This window comes from Pseudomonas sp. FME51, assembly GCF_014897305.1.
This window is the reverse complement of the sequence record NZ_JABUYN010000002.1, coordinates 298,790-312,928: the sequence shown is the minus strand read 5'-3', so window position 1 is coordinate 312,928 and position 14,139 is coordinate 298,790. Positions and strand designations below refer to the sequence as shown.

The window sequence follows — 14,139 nt, the reverse complement described above, 5'->3', positions numbered from 1 at the left end:
GACCAAAAATCAATATTTGTCTGAGCAAGCGACTCATGGGTCAGGCTTTGCCCAGACACCCATAATGTTCGCGTTCGATCTCTTTATCGGCGTACTGGCCAGGAGCTTTAATCTTTTTTCAGAAAACTTTCCTGGTGGGTTGACAGGCCAGAAAGCACCTGCCGCCGATGCAAGGTTATCGGTAGCCCCAGAAAAATCTTTAGCCCCCCTTGCCTGCTGCGCCCCCCCTGGGAACGTCGAGCACCAGCTCGATGAAAGACTACCCACCACCCGCAAAAGCCTCCCTTGCACCAAAAGCTATTCCGCTATGGCTTTCGTCATATTATTTTGGAATCATACGGACATCACGGTGGCCTGAAGCACCACAGGAAGCTATGAGCATGCCCAACGATCACCTTAAGCATATCCACAACCATCCAAAAGAGTCACATATGAGTTTTTGGAAAAAAGCAGGAGAACTGGAATTAAGGACAGGCAGCTATGCTTTAAACGAAGTAAGCGCTCAGCGCAATACAACGAAGAAATGCCAGGAAAGAATGATGGCGAGCTTATGCGTATCATAAAAAAGCAAAGGCCAGCTCACCACTTAAGTCATCTGCAGCCTACAAACAACTTGAAAACAGAGATTACGACCCGGAATATAAAACACTTACTACTTAAAAGTCACTCACCTACAAAAGCAATTTAAAGGATATCAGTCCATGTCATGTAGTGCTTGTGGTGCAGGAAACCACACTCTCAGAAACTGCCCCAATGTTTCACGCTGCTCTGTATGTAACAAATCCGGGCATAACGCTCAAACGTGCCCAGAAGCAAGAAGATGCAGTATCTGTAATGGCAGAAACCACGACGCCAGAAACTGCCCCATGAAAAATAAGTAGCCCGAAACGGCCTAACAAAATGGTTCAAGCCGTTCTCTACGTTCACTAGGGCCAGGCTAAAGCCCGCCCCCTTAACCAAGCGTTATCACTCATAGGAAATATCAATGGCGATCACAACAGAGAAAGAACTTGGGGAAGCCCTCAAAATTGATCAAGACACTATAGAAATCGAAGGAGATCTAACGACAAAAGTTCTCAAGATTAAAGCAACAGGAAAAGTTGCTTGGGCTGTAGCAATTGGTGCAATCGGAATCGCCGTCGCTATTACACTTGGATCCGGCGGAACTGGCGCTCCAGTGGCCGGCGCAGTTGGTATCGGAGCAGTTTCTGTACTTGGTTTTTCTGCAGCAACATCTGCAGTAGCAATTGCAATATCTGCTGGCAGCATTAGTGCTTTGAACTCTCTCCGAAAGTACAAGGTAGTCAGCAGTCAAGAAAACAAATTGAAACTGAGTCGGAAATAAATCATGTTCGCATTCAAGCCAGGTGCTCCATATTTTTTTAAATGCAAAAAATGTGGCTATGGCTTCACCCGAAAAGTTCGCATTGGCTTATTTTGTCCTCGCTGCAAATCTTTTCGAATTGCCGAACTTCCTGTATGTAAATGAGTGCTAGGGTGTGTCTGAACAGTCCGCCCTCAAGCATTTCTCGATGCAGGCCAGTGTGACCATCGCCTTGAAGCTGCTGGCCAGCTTGTCATAGCGACTGCAAAGACGGCGCTTCTCCTTCAACCAACTGAATAGTTGCTCAATGACATTACGCTTTTTTTACTGAGGCCTGTCAAACAGTCGAGGCAAGCCCGGCCTGGGCTTGCGGTGCATCTGGCGCAAAGGAATGATCGGCTTCATGCCGTACCGGTCGCAGTATTGGCGCAAGACCTATCTGTCATAACCCTTGTCGGCCAGCACATACCGACAGCGCTTTCGTGGGCGACCTTTACTGCCTGGAAGGCTGATCTGCTCAAGCAAGGGCGTGAGCCAGCGTCCTGCCCAGGTGCCAGCATCACAGCCAGCGGATAACCATGGCTATCGCAGGCTAAATGGATTTTGGTGGTCAGTCCCCCGCGACTGCGGCCGAGACATTGGTGCGCAGCTTCTTGCAAACCCCTTTTTTCCAGTACCACTAGCGGCTCTGGTTGCACGAATCGACGTTGAATCGACCATCCAAGTGTCCAGGCCAATCAGACCACCTTCACGTAAGTGCAGATGCAAATGCCGCAGAACTTGCTCAAAGGTACCGTCATCACGCCATCGCCTGAAACGCTGGCACACCGTCTTCCAAGGGCCATAGCGCTCAGGAAGATCGCGCCATTTGGCGCCTGAGCATAGAATCCAGAAGATGCCGTTGAGCATCTGACGGTCATCACGCCCGAGACGGCCCATATGCTGGGGTGGGGAAACGATAGCTTCAATCAGTGCCAAGCGCTGGGCGGATATCTCGTAACGACCTGACATGACTACACTCGAAGCAACAGACGGCAGTATTTTAGCCAAACCGACTTTTCAGACAAACCCTAACAAATGGTTCAAACCGTTCGCTCCGCTCACTGGGCTGGATTACCTGTCAGTAGCGTTCAAGCTTGCGGCGCCAGCCCAGGTAATTGACCAGGTATTTGGTCGCTACCCCATGGAAACGTACCATCCACCCCTTCAGACGACTGTGATAAGCGTTGACGTTCTGGATATGGAAGGCCGCTTCCTGGACACGTAACCCGGACCTCGCATGCACCACTTTGTGGGTGATCCCGTTGCGACGTGCAAATGCGGCATAGACTGCTGCGCCATCCGTACAAAGAACCGATGCTTGATCCACCAATGGCTTTAGCGCGGCACTGACATGAACCGCGTCGAGTTTCTCCAGCTGAAAGTCAGCGGTGTGTCCCTCGCGATCACGGACGACCATGACAGGGATCTGATCTGGCCCGGTACCCCGACCACCGCGCTTGCGGGGCGCGCTGGAGAGTGGATTTCTGCTAGGCGCTGAGCTGACTTAGCAGAGCCAGCCAGTGCTGGAATGATTGGGCATCCATAAGTAGACCTCCTCAAGGGGTACCTACTTGCAGTTTAGTCTTACAACACGTAACTGGGACATAGCCTTTTTCAAGGGCAATGTCAGCCAGGGGAGCTTTCGGACACACAAAGGACTGACAGCTCATCTTACGAAGCTGCACGCACGCTCTGTAGGAGAAGACCGATGCACGAGCTGACCTCGAGCACCGAGGCAAGAGCCAGCACGCGCCGGTCGACGAGGATGCCCGTTTGTTGAGCAAGCGGGGGCAGAAGGTGGCGGGCTTCAATGTCCAGATTGTCACCGATGCCCAGCACAAGCTGATCATTGCCGATGCGGTGACGTACGAACCGAATGACCTGCACCTGCTCCACCCCATGAGCGCTCTGGCCAAGGCCGTACTGGGCGTCGAGGCATTCCAAGGGGCAGGTCCGGGAGATATGGCGTAACCAATACGAAGCCGATACCGAAGCGGTTCCGTGAGATCTGCCGACGGCTGGCGGAGCTGTCGGCATGTATTGTGGCCCATTTGTCGGTGCTGTTGGCGTATGGGTTGCCTCTGAGAAGCGCCTGGCACCCACAGGTGACTCAATAACAGACAACAGCCTCCTTTTCAGCCTGTTGGGCTCGAGAGCGAAGGAGAGGAAATACTTTCACAGTCTCACTGCGCTACGCCTGCAACCCGCTGGCACCACCACGCACCGCTGGGAGCCTCGGTTCTCCGTTAGCATCAAGCAATCGCTGGGAACGTTGAGCACCAGCTCGATGAAACCACTTCACCAGCACCACCGACCACAGCCAGCGCGCAACCAGCACTCAAACCACCAAAAACACAGCCTTACGTCATTCCGAGGAGTGATAGCTCCCCGTTATCGCAGTAAATAATCTCGTGCTGTGTCACCCATGCGACACGGAATGACGTATCGCTGTTGGATCATCCGATCAAGGTTGGCTGGAGTCATAATAAAACATCAGCGTACCGACACATGGAATGTTGGCATCCGCTGGTGTAGTTGGTAGGATGCCAAAACGCCACTGTTTTGATATCTTCTGACTATGCGACGGTCCAGCGTTTGCTGAGGGGGTCAGGTTGGATGTAGATAAGGAAGTTGCATGACCGGAGTATCGGATCAGAAGGATCGTCTATTCAGATTGATAGCTTTACTACGCCTGATCCCGCGAGAGCCCAACAGCATCTCAACCTCTGAACTGCGCAGCAAGCTGGCGGCGCAGGGCTTTGAGGTGCAGCCCCGTACCTTGCAGCGGGATCTCAGCGGCAAGCTGAGTATAGAGTTCCCGCTCCTGTGCCAAGAGGAAGGCAACACCAACTACTGGAGCTTCCGGGCCGACACCCCGCAATCGAACTTTCCCAGCCTGGATATGCCGGTTGCGTTGGCATTTCTGATGGCTGAAAGCTACTTGGAAAAGTTACTACCCCACAGCACCCTGCAACTGCTGACACCCCACTTTGATCAGGCCCGCAAGCAGCTGGAAACCCAAACGCAGCTTTCCACCGCCCGCTGGGCCCAACGTGTACGCACCCTGCCCAACGGCAAGAGTCTGCTGCCCGCCAAGGTGGATGGTGAGATATGGACAACCGTATCCACTGCATTGCTGAAAGATCAATGCCTGCGAGTCAGCTATCTGAGTCGCGGCAGAGAAGAACCAAGAGAACTGCACCTGCACCCGGCGGGATTGGTGGCCCGCCACTCGCAAAGTTACTTACTTGCGCGGGTCGAAGGTTACGACGACGTCCGCCAGTTCGCCCTGCACCGAATCCAGCAGGCCGACGAACTGGAAACTCCTGCGCTCGTACCGAACGACTTCGATATCGACCACTACGTCCAGGGCAGCCTCAACAACCCCGCGCCTTCTGAAATGGTCGAACTGGTTGCGGATGTATCACCGCAGATTGCCTGGCTGCTCAGTGAAACACCGCTCAGTATCGAGCAGAGCCTGGAGCCGCTGGAAGGGACAGACTGGCAGCGGCTGCGGGCCTGGGTGCCGGATGATAAGGAGACGCTGTGGTGGGTGTTTGGGTTGGGGGAGAATATGCGGGTTTGGGAGCCGGAGGGGTGGAGTAGAACAATCAGGGACAGGGTAGTCAGAATGAATGAGAACTTTGAATCATGAGGGGCTGGTTGTCTGGATCAAAAGGATAGAGTTGAATTGGTTCATCCTGATAGGTCTGTATGGTAGGTAGAATTGTTTTGTTTTTTATGTGCTTGTCAAGACGGTCGTGTTGACCTTGTTATATTAAGCAGGTGGCGGCTGGTGGCAATAGACAAGCAGTGAAGAGCTTGTTTTTTATAATTTATTTTTGGGATTTTATGACTGATCCATCTTTAATTTATGACGAAATTCAGCGCCAGGTCGTTTTTGTTTTTAATAAACTAGCTGAGCAGCAGGGAAGTGAAGGTAGAGTTGGAGAAGATATTTCAGCTGCCGTTGAAGGCCTGGGTGCACTCAATAAAACCATTCAGGACGAATACGATAAGCTGAAAGAGTTAAGTGAGTGGACGCACTTCACAATCGCATTTTATGGTGAGACTAATGCTGGAAAGTCCACTTTGATCGAGGCGTTGCGTTTGTTGCTTAAAGAGCCGAGCAAGCTGAAAAGCCAAAGCCAGTTCAAAGAAGCTCAGCGCCGGAGTGGGTTGACGCAGGAAGCTTTTGACAAAGTTCGTCATTCCATCATGTCCAGTGAAGATAAGATAGAAAGTGTTAAGAAAGAGCTGGGTAAGCTGGATCAAAAATACTCAGGTGCTATAAAAAAGGTAGAACTGGAGATACTCCGGTTAAGTGAGCTGATTCAAGAAATAAAAACAGGTCTCAGCTGGTGGAAAAAAATCGCCACGATTTTTTACAAAACGCCCGAGTCCTTGCAGCTGAAAGATGAGAAAAACAAGCTGGCGAAGCTGTTGAAAGAAGAGAATAGTGAAAAAAAGACCATTGATCTTCAGCTTGAAGCTGTCTTTACTCAAAAGAAAAATGCAGAAAAAGAGCAGCGGCGACTTGATGCAAAGGCCGAAAAGCTGAAAGAGTTTGCGGATGGCCAGATTATCGGGAACGGAAGATCTGACTTCACGCGACATAATACTGCTTTTAAGTTCAATGCCGGGGGGCAAGAGTTTACCTTGATTGATGTTCCTGGTATCGAGGGGGCTGAAGACTTGGTCCGGGAGCCGATCGCACAGGCTGTGCGCAAAGCGCATGCTGTGTTCTATGTGACCAGAGCACCTCGACCGCCGCAAACGCATGACGGTGATGCCGGGAGCAGGAAGGGCACACTGGAAAAGATAAAAGAGCATTTGGGGGCGCAAACTGAGGTTTGGTCTATTTATAACCACCCTGTAAATAACCCGCGACAACTGAAAAAACCGTTGCTTGATGAGAATGATGTTGCCGGTCTGGTGGCAATGGACGAGAAGTTAAAAAAAGCGTTACCAGATCAATACTGTAAAAGCCTGATTGTCAGTGCGTGGCCGGCCTATCTGTCGTTAACCGACTGTACTGTGCCAGGTAGCAAAGAAACTGTTGAACAGAAAAAACTCATGACACGGTTTGATAGTCGTGATGAAATCTTGACGTTGAGTGGCTTGTCAGAATTTGTTGATACTCTCAAGTCTGACATTGTTGGTGATTATCGATCCAAAATTCGACGATCCAACCTTAACAAGGCTTACAAGGTATTGGAAGCGTCTTTGGTGGAGTTGAAGAAGGCCCATAATGTTTTTGAGGATGGCGAAAAGAAGGTTCGAAGTGAGGTTCGCCATGCTAAGTCGCAGATTGATGTGTTGCTGGAACAGTTTTCCGGTCGATTGGGGGCAGTGCGCAGCAAGGTGATACGAAATTTTGAAAGTCAGGTTCAAGAGCAGCTTTACGAACGGATTGATGACGATATCAGTAATGATGAGTTCAAGCGCCTCTTGAAAGAGTCAGTGGAGGAAGCGTCTGCGAATCTGGAATTTGGTTTGCGTGATGCTATAAAAAAAGAGGCAGAAGATGTTGGGGTGAATATAAATAAAGTCGTCCAGCGCTCCAATCATCACTTGAGGAATATCATAGCCATGCAAAATGAGGGTATTGCTATGGATAAATTTGATATGACGGTAGATGTTGATAACGGCCTGCAGCTGACCAGCTTGGTTGCAAGTGGCGTAGGCCTTGTGACCGGGGTTTTTTTGTTGGCTAGTAACCCGGTGGGGTGGACTGTTGCTGTTGTTGGTGGTGTTTTGGCTGTGGTTGGTTCGTTAATCGGGTTAGCGAAATCAGGCATCATGCTCTTCAACTCAAACTATAAAAAATCACAGCAAAGAAAAGAAACTGACAAAGTACTGATAAAAGCGAAGGCCTCTATTGGAAAAGAAATTGGGGAAGTTGTCGAGGCGGTATCTCAGGAAATGACTAAGCAGATGAAGGTAGTATATAAAGAATTACAGGCTCCCGTTAATCAGTATACAGCTATTACCTCTACAATGAAGCGGGCTGAATCCGAGCTGTCCTCCATCGCTCAACGTGTTAAAAACTAAGTTAAGAGAATAATTGGTTTATCATGTCAGATACAATAAGCGTATTTAAGGTCAAGCAGCAAGAAGCCGAGCAGCTTTTGCAAAAATTGGTAGAGTTTATTGAGAAGGGACGCGAGTTTGGTTTAAAACCGGATAGCGGGTTGATGCACAAGCTGGATACTGCCCTGAAAGCAAGCAATAGCAGTGTTCTTAAGGTGGCATTGATTGGCGGGTTTTCAGAAGGAAAAACCTCTATCGCGTCTGCTTGGTTGGAACGACTTGATGGAAGTATGAATATCAGCCAGCAGGAATCGTCCAATGAAGTTGTTGTCTATCAGCTGGGGGACGATATCGAGTTGATCGATACCCCTGGTCTTTTTGGATTTAAAGAGCAAGAAACCAGCACTGGAGAAATAGAGAAGTATAAGGAGAGCACCAGGAGATACGTCAGTGAGGCACACCTGGTGCTGTATGTGATGAACTCTACTAACCCTATTAAGGATAGTCATGCAGATGACTTGAAGTGGCTTTTCCGCGAGCTCGACCTGCTACCGCGAACCGTTTTTGTTTTGAGCCGCTTTGATGAGGTTGCAGATGTCGAGGATGATTGGAGTTATCGCGAAGCCCTCAAGATAAAGCAGGAAAACGTGATAGGGCGCTTGCGGGACATGATTTCTTTGACGGACGATGAAGCGGCACAAATCAATATCGTTGGCGTTGCGGCAAATCCGTTTGGTGAAGGCACAGACTACTGGCTCAAAAACCTGGAAGAGTTCAAGGCTGTTTCCCGGATCGGTACTTTGCAACAGGCGACCCGTGAAACGATTGACAAAAATGGTGGTTTGAACCCGATTGTATTACAGGCTCAAAAGAGCATGATCCAGGATGTCCTGATAAAGCAGATTCCTGTTGTGCGGGAAGCTCAGGAAACCCTTGATAATGAGCTGATAAAACTGGCGGATACAACAGAGTACTTGAATGATGATATCGCTCCGCTGGAAACGCGGATTGCCAATGTGCGTGTTGGGCTTATTGAGTTTGTAAGGGAACATTTTTCTTTGGTTTTGCGACAGGTAAAAGGCTCAGATTTGACCACATTCTCTGATGTTTATGAAAATGAAATTGGCGAAGACGGTGATATTCTCAGCTCCAAAATAGAACAGGAATTTTTTCGTCAAAGCCAGTCCGTGTCAAGTTCGCTGCAGCGTATCAACTGTGACTTTGATAATGAAATGATCCGTTTTGAATCTTCAGTTGGCTCAGATTTGTTTAATAAAGGTCTGGGTATGATATCCAAAACAAAAATTAATAATACTCAGGTTCTTGCAGCCCGGGATGGCTTGGTTGCCACTGGTAAAATGGTCGGGCTTGACCTTGCAAAATACCTGAAGTTTAAGCCTTGGGGAGCGGTGAACGCGGCGGCTAAAGCTAATGTTGCATTGGCAGCCGCAGGTATACTGCTGGAGATGTGGGACAGTTACAAAAAAGCTGAAGAGGAAAAAAGATTTCAGGAGATGAAAATAAAAACTATCTCGACACTTGAGGACCAGAGAAAAGGTTTACTGGAGTATTTGAGTGGTGATGGCTTTGTTGCGCAGCACTTCCCATCCTATGGGGAGTTATGCGTGAAATTTGAGCAGATCCTGGCTGCCAAGGAGCAAACATCCAGTCGAAAGCAGGCGTTCGATCAGTGGAGACAAGAAGGTCGAGTTATTGAAGCAGAATATAGCGTTCTGTAGAAAGTAGCCCAATCATGATGACTCATGAATGGGCTACAGTAGAAAAATGCAAACCCATTTTTGGGTATGCATTTCATAATCCTGCCCTGGGTTTCACTGGGCCATTACATTTACGCACTTTTGTAGTACCAACAGGAGCGGTGGTTTTCAAATACTGCGACTGGCGGCCAAGAAGCAAATGCGTACGACGCTGCTGACTATTCGGGATGAGTTGCAACGTCGACGCCACGAGGCTACCCACGTTGTGGGTCAGTGGCTTACCCGAGTGGTCAGTCAAGAATGAAATCCGTCAGAGACTTGTGTGTTACTTCGGCGGCGCGGCGCAGTAACGCTTCCTGTTCGGGCGTGGCACGCAGACCGAGCCGGGCGGACCGCAGAGGGTTAGAAGTAGTGGACATGACGGCCTCTGGTGTTTGTACGAGAGATGTCATGCTAGTACAGGTGACGTACATCTTCTAGTCGATAGAGGTGGCAAAGTAATCACTCCACCACCGGATAACAGGCATCGCCCAAAGCGTATTCGGGCTATCCATCATCAGTTCCAGAATCAATGGCACCAACTTGCCCAGCAGCTTGGTGCAGTCGCGCATCTCCTCGCGGTTTCCCAAGTGGCGCTGCCGTGGATCAGTTGGTTGCGCAGGGTGTAGAGACGATTGAACAGCACCCCGAGCGACGCCGGAGTGTTACTGCTGGCAAGGGCCTGCTGCGCTGCTGTTTTGCCGCCGGTGAAGCGTTTTCTCCAGGTTCCTTCGCTGATCTTGCCGCTCTGGTGATCCCAGAAACTCTGAAATACGTACGGGTTGTCCAGTAATACGCGAATACTGCCGGAAAACTCCTGCCAGATCAGCGCGTCAATGCGTTTTCTCTCATCCAGCTCGGCCAGTTTCTGCAGGAAGTTATTGAAGGTTTCCTGTTCGGATAGGCGGTAACGCTCATCAATGTCGCCGGCATAGGCAGCGTTGAAGGCGATCCACAGGAAGATAAAACGACCGTCATCATCTTCAGCTTGTTCGGCACGGTCCAGCCAGCTCAGGGAACGATGTAGGCGTAAATTCACATGTTGGTTGTTACGTTCTTGGCGGTGGCGTTGCTTGAGTTTGTTGTATTGCACGGTTCTTTCCTGATAGTGGCTGTGGGCTACGCTATCAGGCCTGTTGGCAATCTTCAGCAATAAAAAGCCATGCGACACGGATGGTCGTATGGGGCATGCAAAATGCTTTCAGGGCTCTGGGTAAAGCGGTTTGCTGGCGCTCTATAACCCCTCATTGTATTGGCATCAAGGAGTAGCAGCATGCTGAAAAATATCCTGGCGGTTGTTGGTGTTTATGTGGTCGGTAAGAAGGTTTTTGTCTGGTATCAGGAGTACAGCGTACTCAAGCGTGAGCAGCAGCGCCGCGAGACAAGAGCGGAGCGCGAGGCCTGATGAGTCTGCTGGTCAATGAGTTCAGTTACCTGATACTAATAAAGGAGGCAGCATGCCTATTCCTCCTGCGCCAATGAAGCTGACCTGTACGGCTTGCGGCAGAAGTGATGTTTTTGCGCCGAAGAGCGACGCGATATTCCTGAATGAGTTCAAGCTGGAGTGCAAGTGGTGTGGTCATAAGCCGTTGGTGGTGTCGATGTGCAGTCGCAGCTCTGTCTGGTTGGCGCGGCTGGCGCGCAAGCTGAATAGGTGATGGTGGGCTCTACCAGGTCATTGCTGGCTGGTTCTCCCCCTCTGGCAGGACAGTTGTCACTCTCTGACTTCAACCAGATAGGCGGCAAGGAAACCATCGTGGCTCGTTATTCCTCGAAGCGTAAAGAAGCCGTACTGAGCAAGCTGCTGCTGCCCTACAAGATGACCGAGGGAAAAAAGGGTCACGGAAAAAGAGAAAAAGGGGTCAGGTACATTTTCCGCACTGACTGCAGCTAGCTATCTCTCTTTACATCGCGGTAGAAGTTTTCAGCGAGCCAAGAGCAAGAAGATACAGAACCACTGCGCCCTCTTCATAGCTATAGCCAAGTAAAGTCAATTGTTTGACCATCTTGAATTTATAAACACGCAAAAAGGCAAGATCGCCTTTCTTCTGCTCGCCTAGATTGGGATCGGATAGCAGTTCGCGAATGGCGGCATCCAGATCCCGTTTCTGGTTAGCATGAAGACGTTTGACAGCTTTACCAAATATCCGCGTTTGGATGACCTCCGTTATTTCAGCCAAACGAATAGCTCTCCAACTTGCCTGCTTCCCGCTCGGCCTTGGCGATAATAGCTTGCCGCACCAATTCATAGGGCAGATCGGGATTGTCTTCCATCATCTCGCCAATTTTAGCCCAGTGCTCTATCTGTTTGGGGGTGCTTCGGCTTAATGCCCGGCCAATGATCGTCGCTTTTTCGATAAGCTCATCATCAAGGCGTACGCTGGTTGTGCTCATAACCACTTCCTCAGAAAAGATGCACTCCGCACCAATTGATGCAGATTGCTACAACCGGAGAACAAATACAAACGAGAGGGAAAAAGGGGCCAGTTCAACCTGACCCCTTTTCCGTCCGTTCAGCGCTAAACCGACTGTAATACCCGAAGTGACGCATCTGCGAGAAAGCCCGAGCGGCTTCTATGTTCCGGATGGTTTTTCACATATTCATCAATCCGTGCCAACAGATGTTCCGGCAAGGTTGCATTGAAGCGCACCGCTTTGCCCAGGTAAGGGGTAACATCAAAGTCCACCAGCGCCCAGACGCCACCAGCGTACTCCGGGTTAACCACATGTACATCCACTTCGCTCGCCTGCGGCAATGGATCACCATCTGCCACCAAGCCTTCGAAATGCAGTGCCAACGCTTCACGCACATTATCCAGCGCTTCGGCCATGGTCTCGCCTGCAGAAAAGCAGCCGGGCACATCAGGCACGGTCACGCCGTACTCGCTATCAGCGTCTTTGTGTAGCACTACAGGATATTTCATTGCAAACCCCTCCTGCATCACCAGCATCACTTGATACCAGCCTGCTTCAAAATACTATTGACCGTACCCTTTGGCAGGTCTGACTTTGGGTGGGGAACCGTCACCCTCCCCGGTCGCTCTGGGTGTTTAAACTGATGATGGCTGCCCTTCACGGCTACCTCATACCATCCATGTTCAATCAGCAGACTAATCACCTGTCTACTGCGCATCAGCGTCTCCTTGCTTGCTTGAGTCAACTATACACACCATACACACAAGCAGAAAGAACGGGAAAGGGGTCAGGTACATTTCCCCCTTAGTCCAACAGACTTTTGATCGGCATACTGCGCACACCGTTCAAATGCTTAGATGTTATGCCTACATACGCGTAGCGCCCTCCCTGTATATGAGCTAATCTATGACCCAAATACAGCTCTAAATAGAGGTCGTTATGCACCAGGTGTTAGCAGATTTTTCTGTAAGTATTTCAGAGTTAAAGAAAAACCCCTCTGCCTTGCTTTCTCAGGCTAAGGGTTCACCTATAGCCGTGCTGAATCATAACAAGCCAGCGGCTTACCTGATTCCAGCAGAGACCTATGAAGCCCTGATGGACATGATCGATGACTATGAGCTTGCACAGCTTGTCGAGGAACGTCGTGGTGACAAAGATCGAGCAGTAACGGTGTCGTTGGATGACTTATAAGCTGCGGTTTCTTCCTGCCGCCCTGAAGGAATGGGAAAAGCTTGGCGCTCCAATCAGGAGCCAATTCAAAAAAAAGCTGGCAGAACGATTGGAAAATCCCAGAGTGCCTGCGGATAAGTTAAGCGGTTACGACTCGGTGTACAAAATTAAACTTCGCTCTGCAGGATACCGGCTAGCGTACGAGGTCGTGGATGACGAGCTGTTTGTTTATGTGCTTGCCGTTGGCAAACGAGAAAAGGGCAAGGTTTACTCATCTCTCCGAAAGCGAACCTGAGATCGAAAAAGGGTCGGGAAAAAGGTGTCAGTGAAATGCGTGAGCATTTCGGTACCGGATGGCGTATGTACTTTGTGCAGCGCGTAGAGATACGACTGGTGTATGAGCCTCGCCCCACTTCTGGAAGGTCTGTGCTATCAGTCTTGTCGGCTTGCAGTTGGCATTCTACCTAGCCGGACTGGTGTTGTTGGGTCTGGTCCTGCTCTGAGTGCAAGCAGGGGCCAGTTCAGCGCAACCCTCACCAGGCATGCAGTTCCCCGTTCCATTTGAAGAAGCTGCCACTATTTTCGAGTGTCATACTGTCAATCACCGACTTGATACCGGCGGCGCTTTCTTGTGGGGTGATTTCGGCATTGGGGCCGCCCATGTCGGTCTGGACGTAGCCTGGGTGGATGGAGGCGACGCTGACGCCCTTTTCCTTCAGGTCGATCGCCAGGCTCAGCATCACTCGGTTGCTCCCGGCCTTGGTTGCGCCGTAGGCGTACATGCCGCCATAGGGCCAGGCTGACGAGGCAATCTGACTGCTGACGGTCATGACCTTGCCCTTGGCTGCGATCAGGTTGGGCAATAAAGCTTGAGCCAGGCGGAAGGGGCCTATGGTCAGGACTTCGAAGGCGGTGCGCCACGCTGCGAAATCTTCTTCGGTAAAAGGGCTGTCCAGCAGGCTTTTGGTCTTGCCGCCGACAATGCCAGCAACGTTCAGCAGTACGTCAACCGGGGTGTCGCCCAGAATGCTGGCTGCTTCGGCTATGGATTTGCCGTCGGCCATGTCGATGCTGTGCAGGGTGAGGTTGCCTGCGGAATTAGCAGCGAGCTCTGCGAGTTCGGTGGCCTGTTCAGGGGAGCGGCAGAATGCGTAGACGCGTTCTCCGGCGGCTATGTAGCTTTTTACCAGAGCGAAGCCGATGCCGCGGTTGGCACCGGTAATAACGATGTTGGCCATTTACGGATCTCCAGAAGGGGTGATGGATAGCTCAGAGGATGCCTGAGCAGGTCCGAAATGGCGAGGGTTGGAGAGTGCGGCTGTCGTCGAGCGTGGATCGATGGGGTCGGATTGAACTGCCCCTTTTTCGGGAAATGCGGAAACCAGCCAGCGTCCCGGC

The 14,139-nt window shown here is 50.6% G+C and carries 17 protein-coding genes and 3 pseudogenes; 11 read left to right on the top strand and 9 right to left on the bottom strand.

The genetic code is table 11. From position 1 onward, the window contains the following. Window positions 1-64 precede the first annotated feature (64 nt). The 3 genes from INT39_RS05890 to INT39_RS05880 all read left to right on the top strand — a co-directional run bounded on the left by INT39_RS05890 (window position 65) and on the right by INT39_RS05880 (window position 1,345). Complete coding sequence (locus tag INT39_RS05890; protein WP_193072767.1) at window positions 65-358, top strand: hypothetical protein; 294 nt, start codon at window positions 65-67, stop codon at window positions 356-358. 22 nt (window positions 359-380) lie between these two features. Next, entirely contained in the window at window positions 381-563 is a 183-nt protein-coding gene (locus tag INT39_RS05885; RefSeq protein ID WP_193072765.1) for a hypothetical protein, read from the top strand. A gap of 422 nt (window positions 564-985) precedes the next feature. Continuing rightward, window positions 986-1,345, top strand: a complete 360-nt coding sequence (locus INT39_RS05880; RefSeq protein ID WP_193072763.1) for a hypothetical protein — start codon at window positions 986-988, stop codon at window positions 1,343-1,345. A gap of 147 nt (window positions 1,346-1,492) precedes the next feature. On the opposite strand, the pseudogene INT39_RS05875 reads toward INT39_RS05880, so the two are convergent. Both INT39_RS05875 and INT39_RS05870 read right to left on the bottom strand, forming a co-directional pair. Continuing rightward, a pseudogene (locus INT39_RS05875) lies at window positions 1,493-2,335 on the bottom strand (IS5 family transposase). A gap of 109 nt (window positions 2,336-2,444) precedes the next feature. Beyond that, a pseudogene (locus tag INT39_RS05870) lies at window positions 2,445-2,837 on the bottom strand (IS1595 family transposase); the annotation flags it as partial. A 302-nt stretch (window positions 2,838-3,139) separates the two neighbouring features. On the opposite strand from INT39_RS05870, the gene INT39_RS05865 reads away from it, so the two are divergent. The 4 genes from INT39_RS05865 (at window position 3,140) to INT39_RS05850 (ending at window position 9,138) form a co-directional block, all read left to right on the top strand. Next, entirely contained in the window at window positions 3,140-3,337 is a 198-nt protein-coding gene (locus tag INT39_RS05865; RefSeq protein WP_193072761.1) for a hypothetical protein, read from the top strand. Between the two features lie 664 nt (window positions 3,338-4,001). Then, window positions 4,002-5,021 carry a helix-turn-helix transcriptional regulator gene (locus tag INT39_RS05860; RefSeq protein WP_193072759.1) on the top strand — a complete coding sequence of 340 codons (1,020 nt, stop codon included), beginning with the start codon at window positions 4,002-4,004 and terminating at the stop codon, window positions 5,019-5,021. 158 nt (window positions 5,022-5,179) lie between these two features. Continuing rightward, on the top strand, window positions 5,180-7,420 hold the full coding sequence (locus INT39_RS05855; RefSeq protein ID WP_193072757.1) for an AAA family ATPase: 2,241 nt from the start codon (window positions 5,180-5,182) through the stop codon (window positions 7,418-7,420). 23 nt (window positions 7,421-7,443) lie between these two features. Next, complete coding sequence (locus INT39_RS05850; RefSeq protein WP_193072755.1) at window positions 7,444-9,138, top strand: LeoA/HP0731 family dynamin-like GTPase; 1,695 nt, start codon at window positions 7,444-7,446, stop codon at window positions 9,136-9,138. Window positions 9,139-9,407: 269 nt separating this feature from the next. Here INT39_RS05850 and INT39_RS05845 read toward each other — a convergent pair whose 3' ends face one another. Both INT39_RS05845 and INT39_RS05840 read right to left on the bottom strand, forming a co-directional pair. Continuing rightward, window positions 9,408-9,536: a DUF1778 domain-containing protein gene (locus INT39_RS05845; protein ID WP_226944576.1), complete on the bottom strand. Its 129-nt coding sequence runs from the start codon at window positions 9,534-9,536 to the stop codon at window positions 9,408-9,410. 82 nt (window positions 9,537-9,618) lie between these two features. Then, window positions 9,619-10,249, bottom strand: a pseudogene (locus tag INT39_RS05840) (hypothetical protein). 180 nt (window positions 10,250-10,429) lie between these two features. On the opposite strand from INT39_RS05840, the gene INT39_RS22650 reads away from it, so the two are divergent. Both INT39_RS22650 and INT39_RS05835 read left to right on the top strand, forming a co-directional pair. Beyond that, the gene (locus INT39_RS22650; RefSeq protein ID WP_264299078.1) at window positions 10,430-10,561 is read left to right on the top strand and encodes a hypothetical protein; all 132 of its coding nucleotides are present in this window, start codon (window positions 10,430-10,432) and stop codon (window positions 10,559-10,561) included. A gap of 52 nt (window positions 10,562-10,613) precedes the next feature. Next, on the top strand, window positions 10,614-10,814 hold the full coding sequence (locus tag INT39_RS05835) for a hypothetical protein (protein ID WP_193072753.1): 201 nt from the start codon (window positions 10,614-10,616) through the stop codon (window positions 10,812-10,814). 246 nt (window positions 10,815-11,060) lie between these two features. Here INT39_RS05835 and INT39_RS05830 read toward each other — a convergent pair whose 3' ends face one another. From INT39_RS05830 to INT39_RS05815, 4 genes are all read right to left on the bottom strand, one after another. Continuing rightward, window positions 11,061-11,336, bottom strand: a complete 276-nt coding sequence (locus INT39_RS05830) for a type II toxin-antitoxin system RelE/ParE family toxin (RefSeq protein WP_226944574.1) — start codon at window positions 11,334-11,336, stop codon at window positions 11,061-11,063. Beyond that, window positions 11,329-11,550, bottom strand: a complete 222-nt coding sequence (locus tag INT39_RS05825; RefSeq protein WP_193072751.1) for a TA system antitoxin ParD family protein — start codon at window positions 11,548-11,550, stop codon at window positions 11,329-11,331. Before INT39_RS05825 ends, INT39_RS05830 begins: the two co-directional genes overlap by 8 nt. A gap of 125 nt (window positions 11,551-11,675) precedes the next feature. After that, window positions 11,676-12,080 carry a type II toxin-antitoxin system HicB family antitoxin gene (locus INT39_RS05820; protein WP_193072749.1) on the bottom strand — a complete coding sequence of 135 codons (405 nt, stop codon included), beginning with the start codon at window positions 12,078-12,080 and terminating at the stop codon, window positions 11,676-11,678. A 26-nt stretch (window positions 12,081-12,106) separates the two neighbouring features. Continuing rightward, entirely contained in the window at window positions 12,107-12,289 is a 183-nt protein-coding gene (locus INT39_RS05815; protein WP_193072747.1) for a type II toxin-antitoxin system HicA family toxin, read from the bottom strand. Between the two features lie 221 nt (window positions 12,290-12,510). On the opposite strand from INT39_RS05815, the gene INT39_RS05810 reads away from it, so the two are divergent. Both INT39_RS05810 and INT39_RS05805 read left to right on the top strand, forming a co-directional pair. After that, a complete protein-coding gene (locus tag INT39_RS05810; protein WP_193072745.1) occupies window positions 12,511-12,762 on the top strand; it encodes a type II toxin-antitoxin system Phd/YefM family antitoxin in 252 nt (83 codons plus the stop codon). Then, on the top strand, window positions 12,752-13,036 hold the full coding sequence (locus INT39_RS05805; protein WP_193072743.1) for a type II toxin-antitoxin system RelE family toxin: 285 nt from the start codon (window positions 12,752-12,754) through the stop codon (window positions 13,034-13,036). Before INT39_RS05810 ends, INT39_RS05805 begins: the two co-directional genes overlap by 11 nt. A 238-nt stretch (window positions 13,037-13,274) precedes the next feature. Here the strand turns inward: INT39_RS05805 and INT39_RS05800 are convergent, their stop codons facing one another. Then, entirely contained in the window at window positions 13,275-13,979 is a 705-nt protein-coding gene (locus INT39_RS05800) for an SDR family oxidoreductase (RefSeq protein ID WP_193072742.1), read from the bottom strand. Between the last annotated feature and the right edge of the window lie 160 nt (window positions 13,980-14,139).

Coding starts and splice junctions, on each gene's coding strand:
- INT39_RS05890 (WP_193072767.1), top strand. CDS start 65: ATGTTCGCGTTCGATCTCTTTATCGGCGTACTGGCCAGGAGCTTTAAT.
- INT39_RS05885 (WP_193072765.1), top strand. CDS start 381: ATGCCCAACGATCACCTTAAGCATATCCACAACCATCCAAAAGAGTCA.
- INT39_RS05880 (WP_193072763.1), top strand. CDS start 986: ATGGCGATCACAACAGAGAAAGAACTTGGGGAAGCCCTCAAAATTGAT.
- INT39_RS05860 (WP_193072759.1), top strand. CDS start 4,002: ATGACCGGAGTATCGGATCAGAAGGATCGTCTATTCAGATTGATAGCT.
- INT39_RS05850 (WP_193072755.1), top strand. CDS start 7,444: ATGTCAGATACAATAAGCGTATTTAAGGTCAAGCAGCAAGAAGCCGAG.
- INT39_RS05845 (WP_226944576.1), bottom strand. CDS start 9,536: ATGTCCACTACTTCTAACCCTCTGCGGTCCGCCCGGCTCGGTCTGCGT.
- INT39_RS22650 (WP_264299078.1), top strand. CDS start 10,430: ATGCTGAAAAATATCCTGGCGGTTGTTGGTGTTTATGTGGTCGGTAAG.
- INT39_RS05835 (WP_193072753.1), top strand. CDS start 10,614: ATGCCTATTCCTCCTGCGCCAATGAAGCTGACCTGTACGGCTTGCGGC.
- INT39_RS05825 (WP_193072751.1), bottom strand. CDS start 11,550: ATGAGCACAACCAGCGTACGCCTTGATGATGAGCTTATCGAAAAAGCG.
- INT39_RS05820 (WP_193072749.1), bottom strand. CDS start 12,080: ATGAAATATCCTGTAGTGCTACACAAAGACGCTGATAGCGAGTACGGC.
- INT39_RS05815 (WP_193072747.1), bottom strand. CDS start 12,289: ATGCGCAGTAGACAGGTGATTAGTCTGCTGATTGAACATGGATGGTAT.
- INT39_RS05810 (WP_193072745.1), top strand. CDS start 12,511: ATGCACCAGGTGTTAGCAGATTTTTCTGTAAGTATTTCAGAGTTAAAG.
- INT39_RS05805 (WP_193072743.1), top strand. CDS start 12,752: ATGACTTATAAGCTGCGGTTTCTTCCTGCCGCCCTGAAGGAATGGGAA.
- INT39_RS05800 (WP_193072742.1), bottom strand. CDS start 13,979: ATGGCCAACATCGTTATTACCGGTGCCAACCGCGGCATCGGCTTCGCT.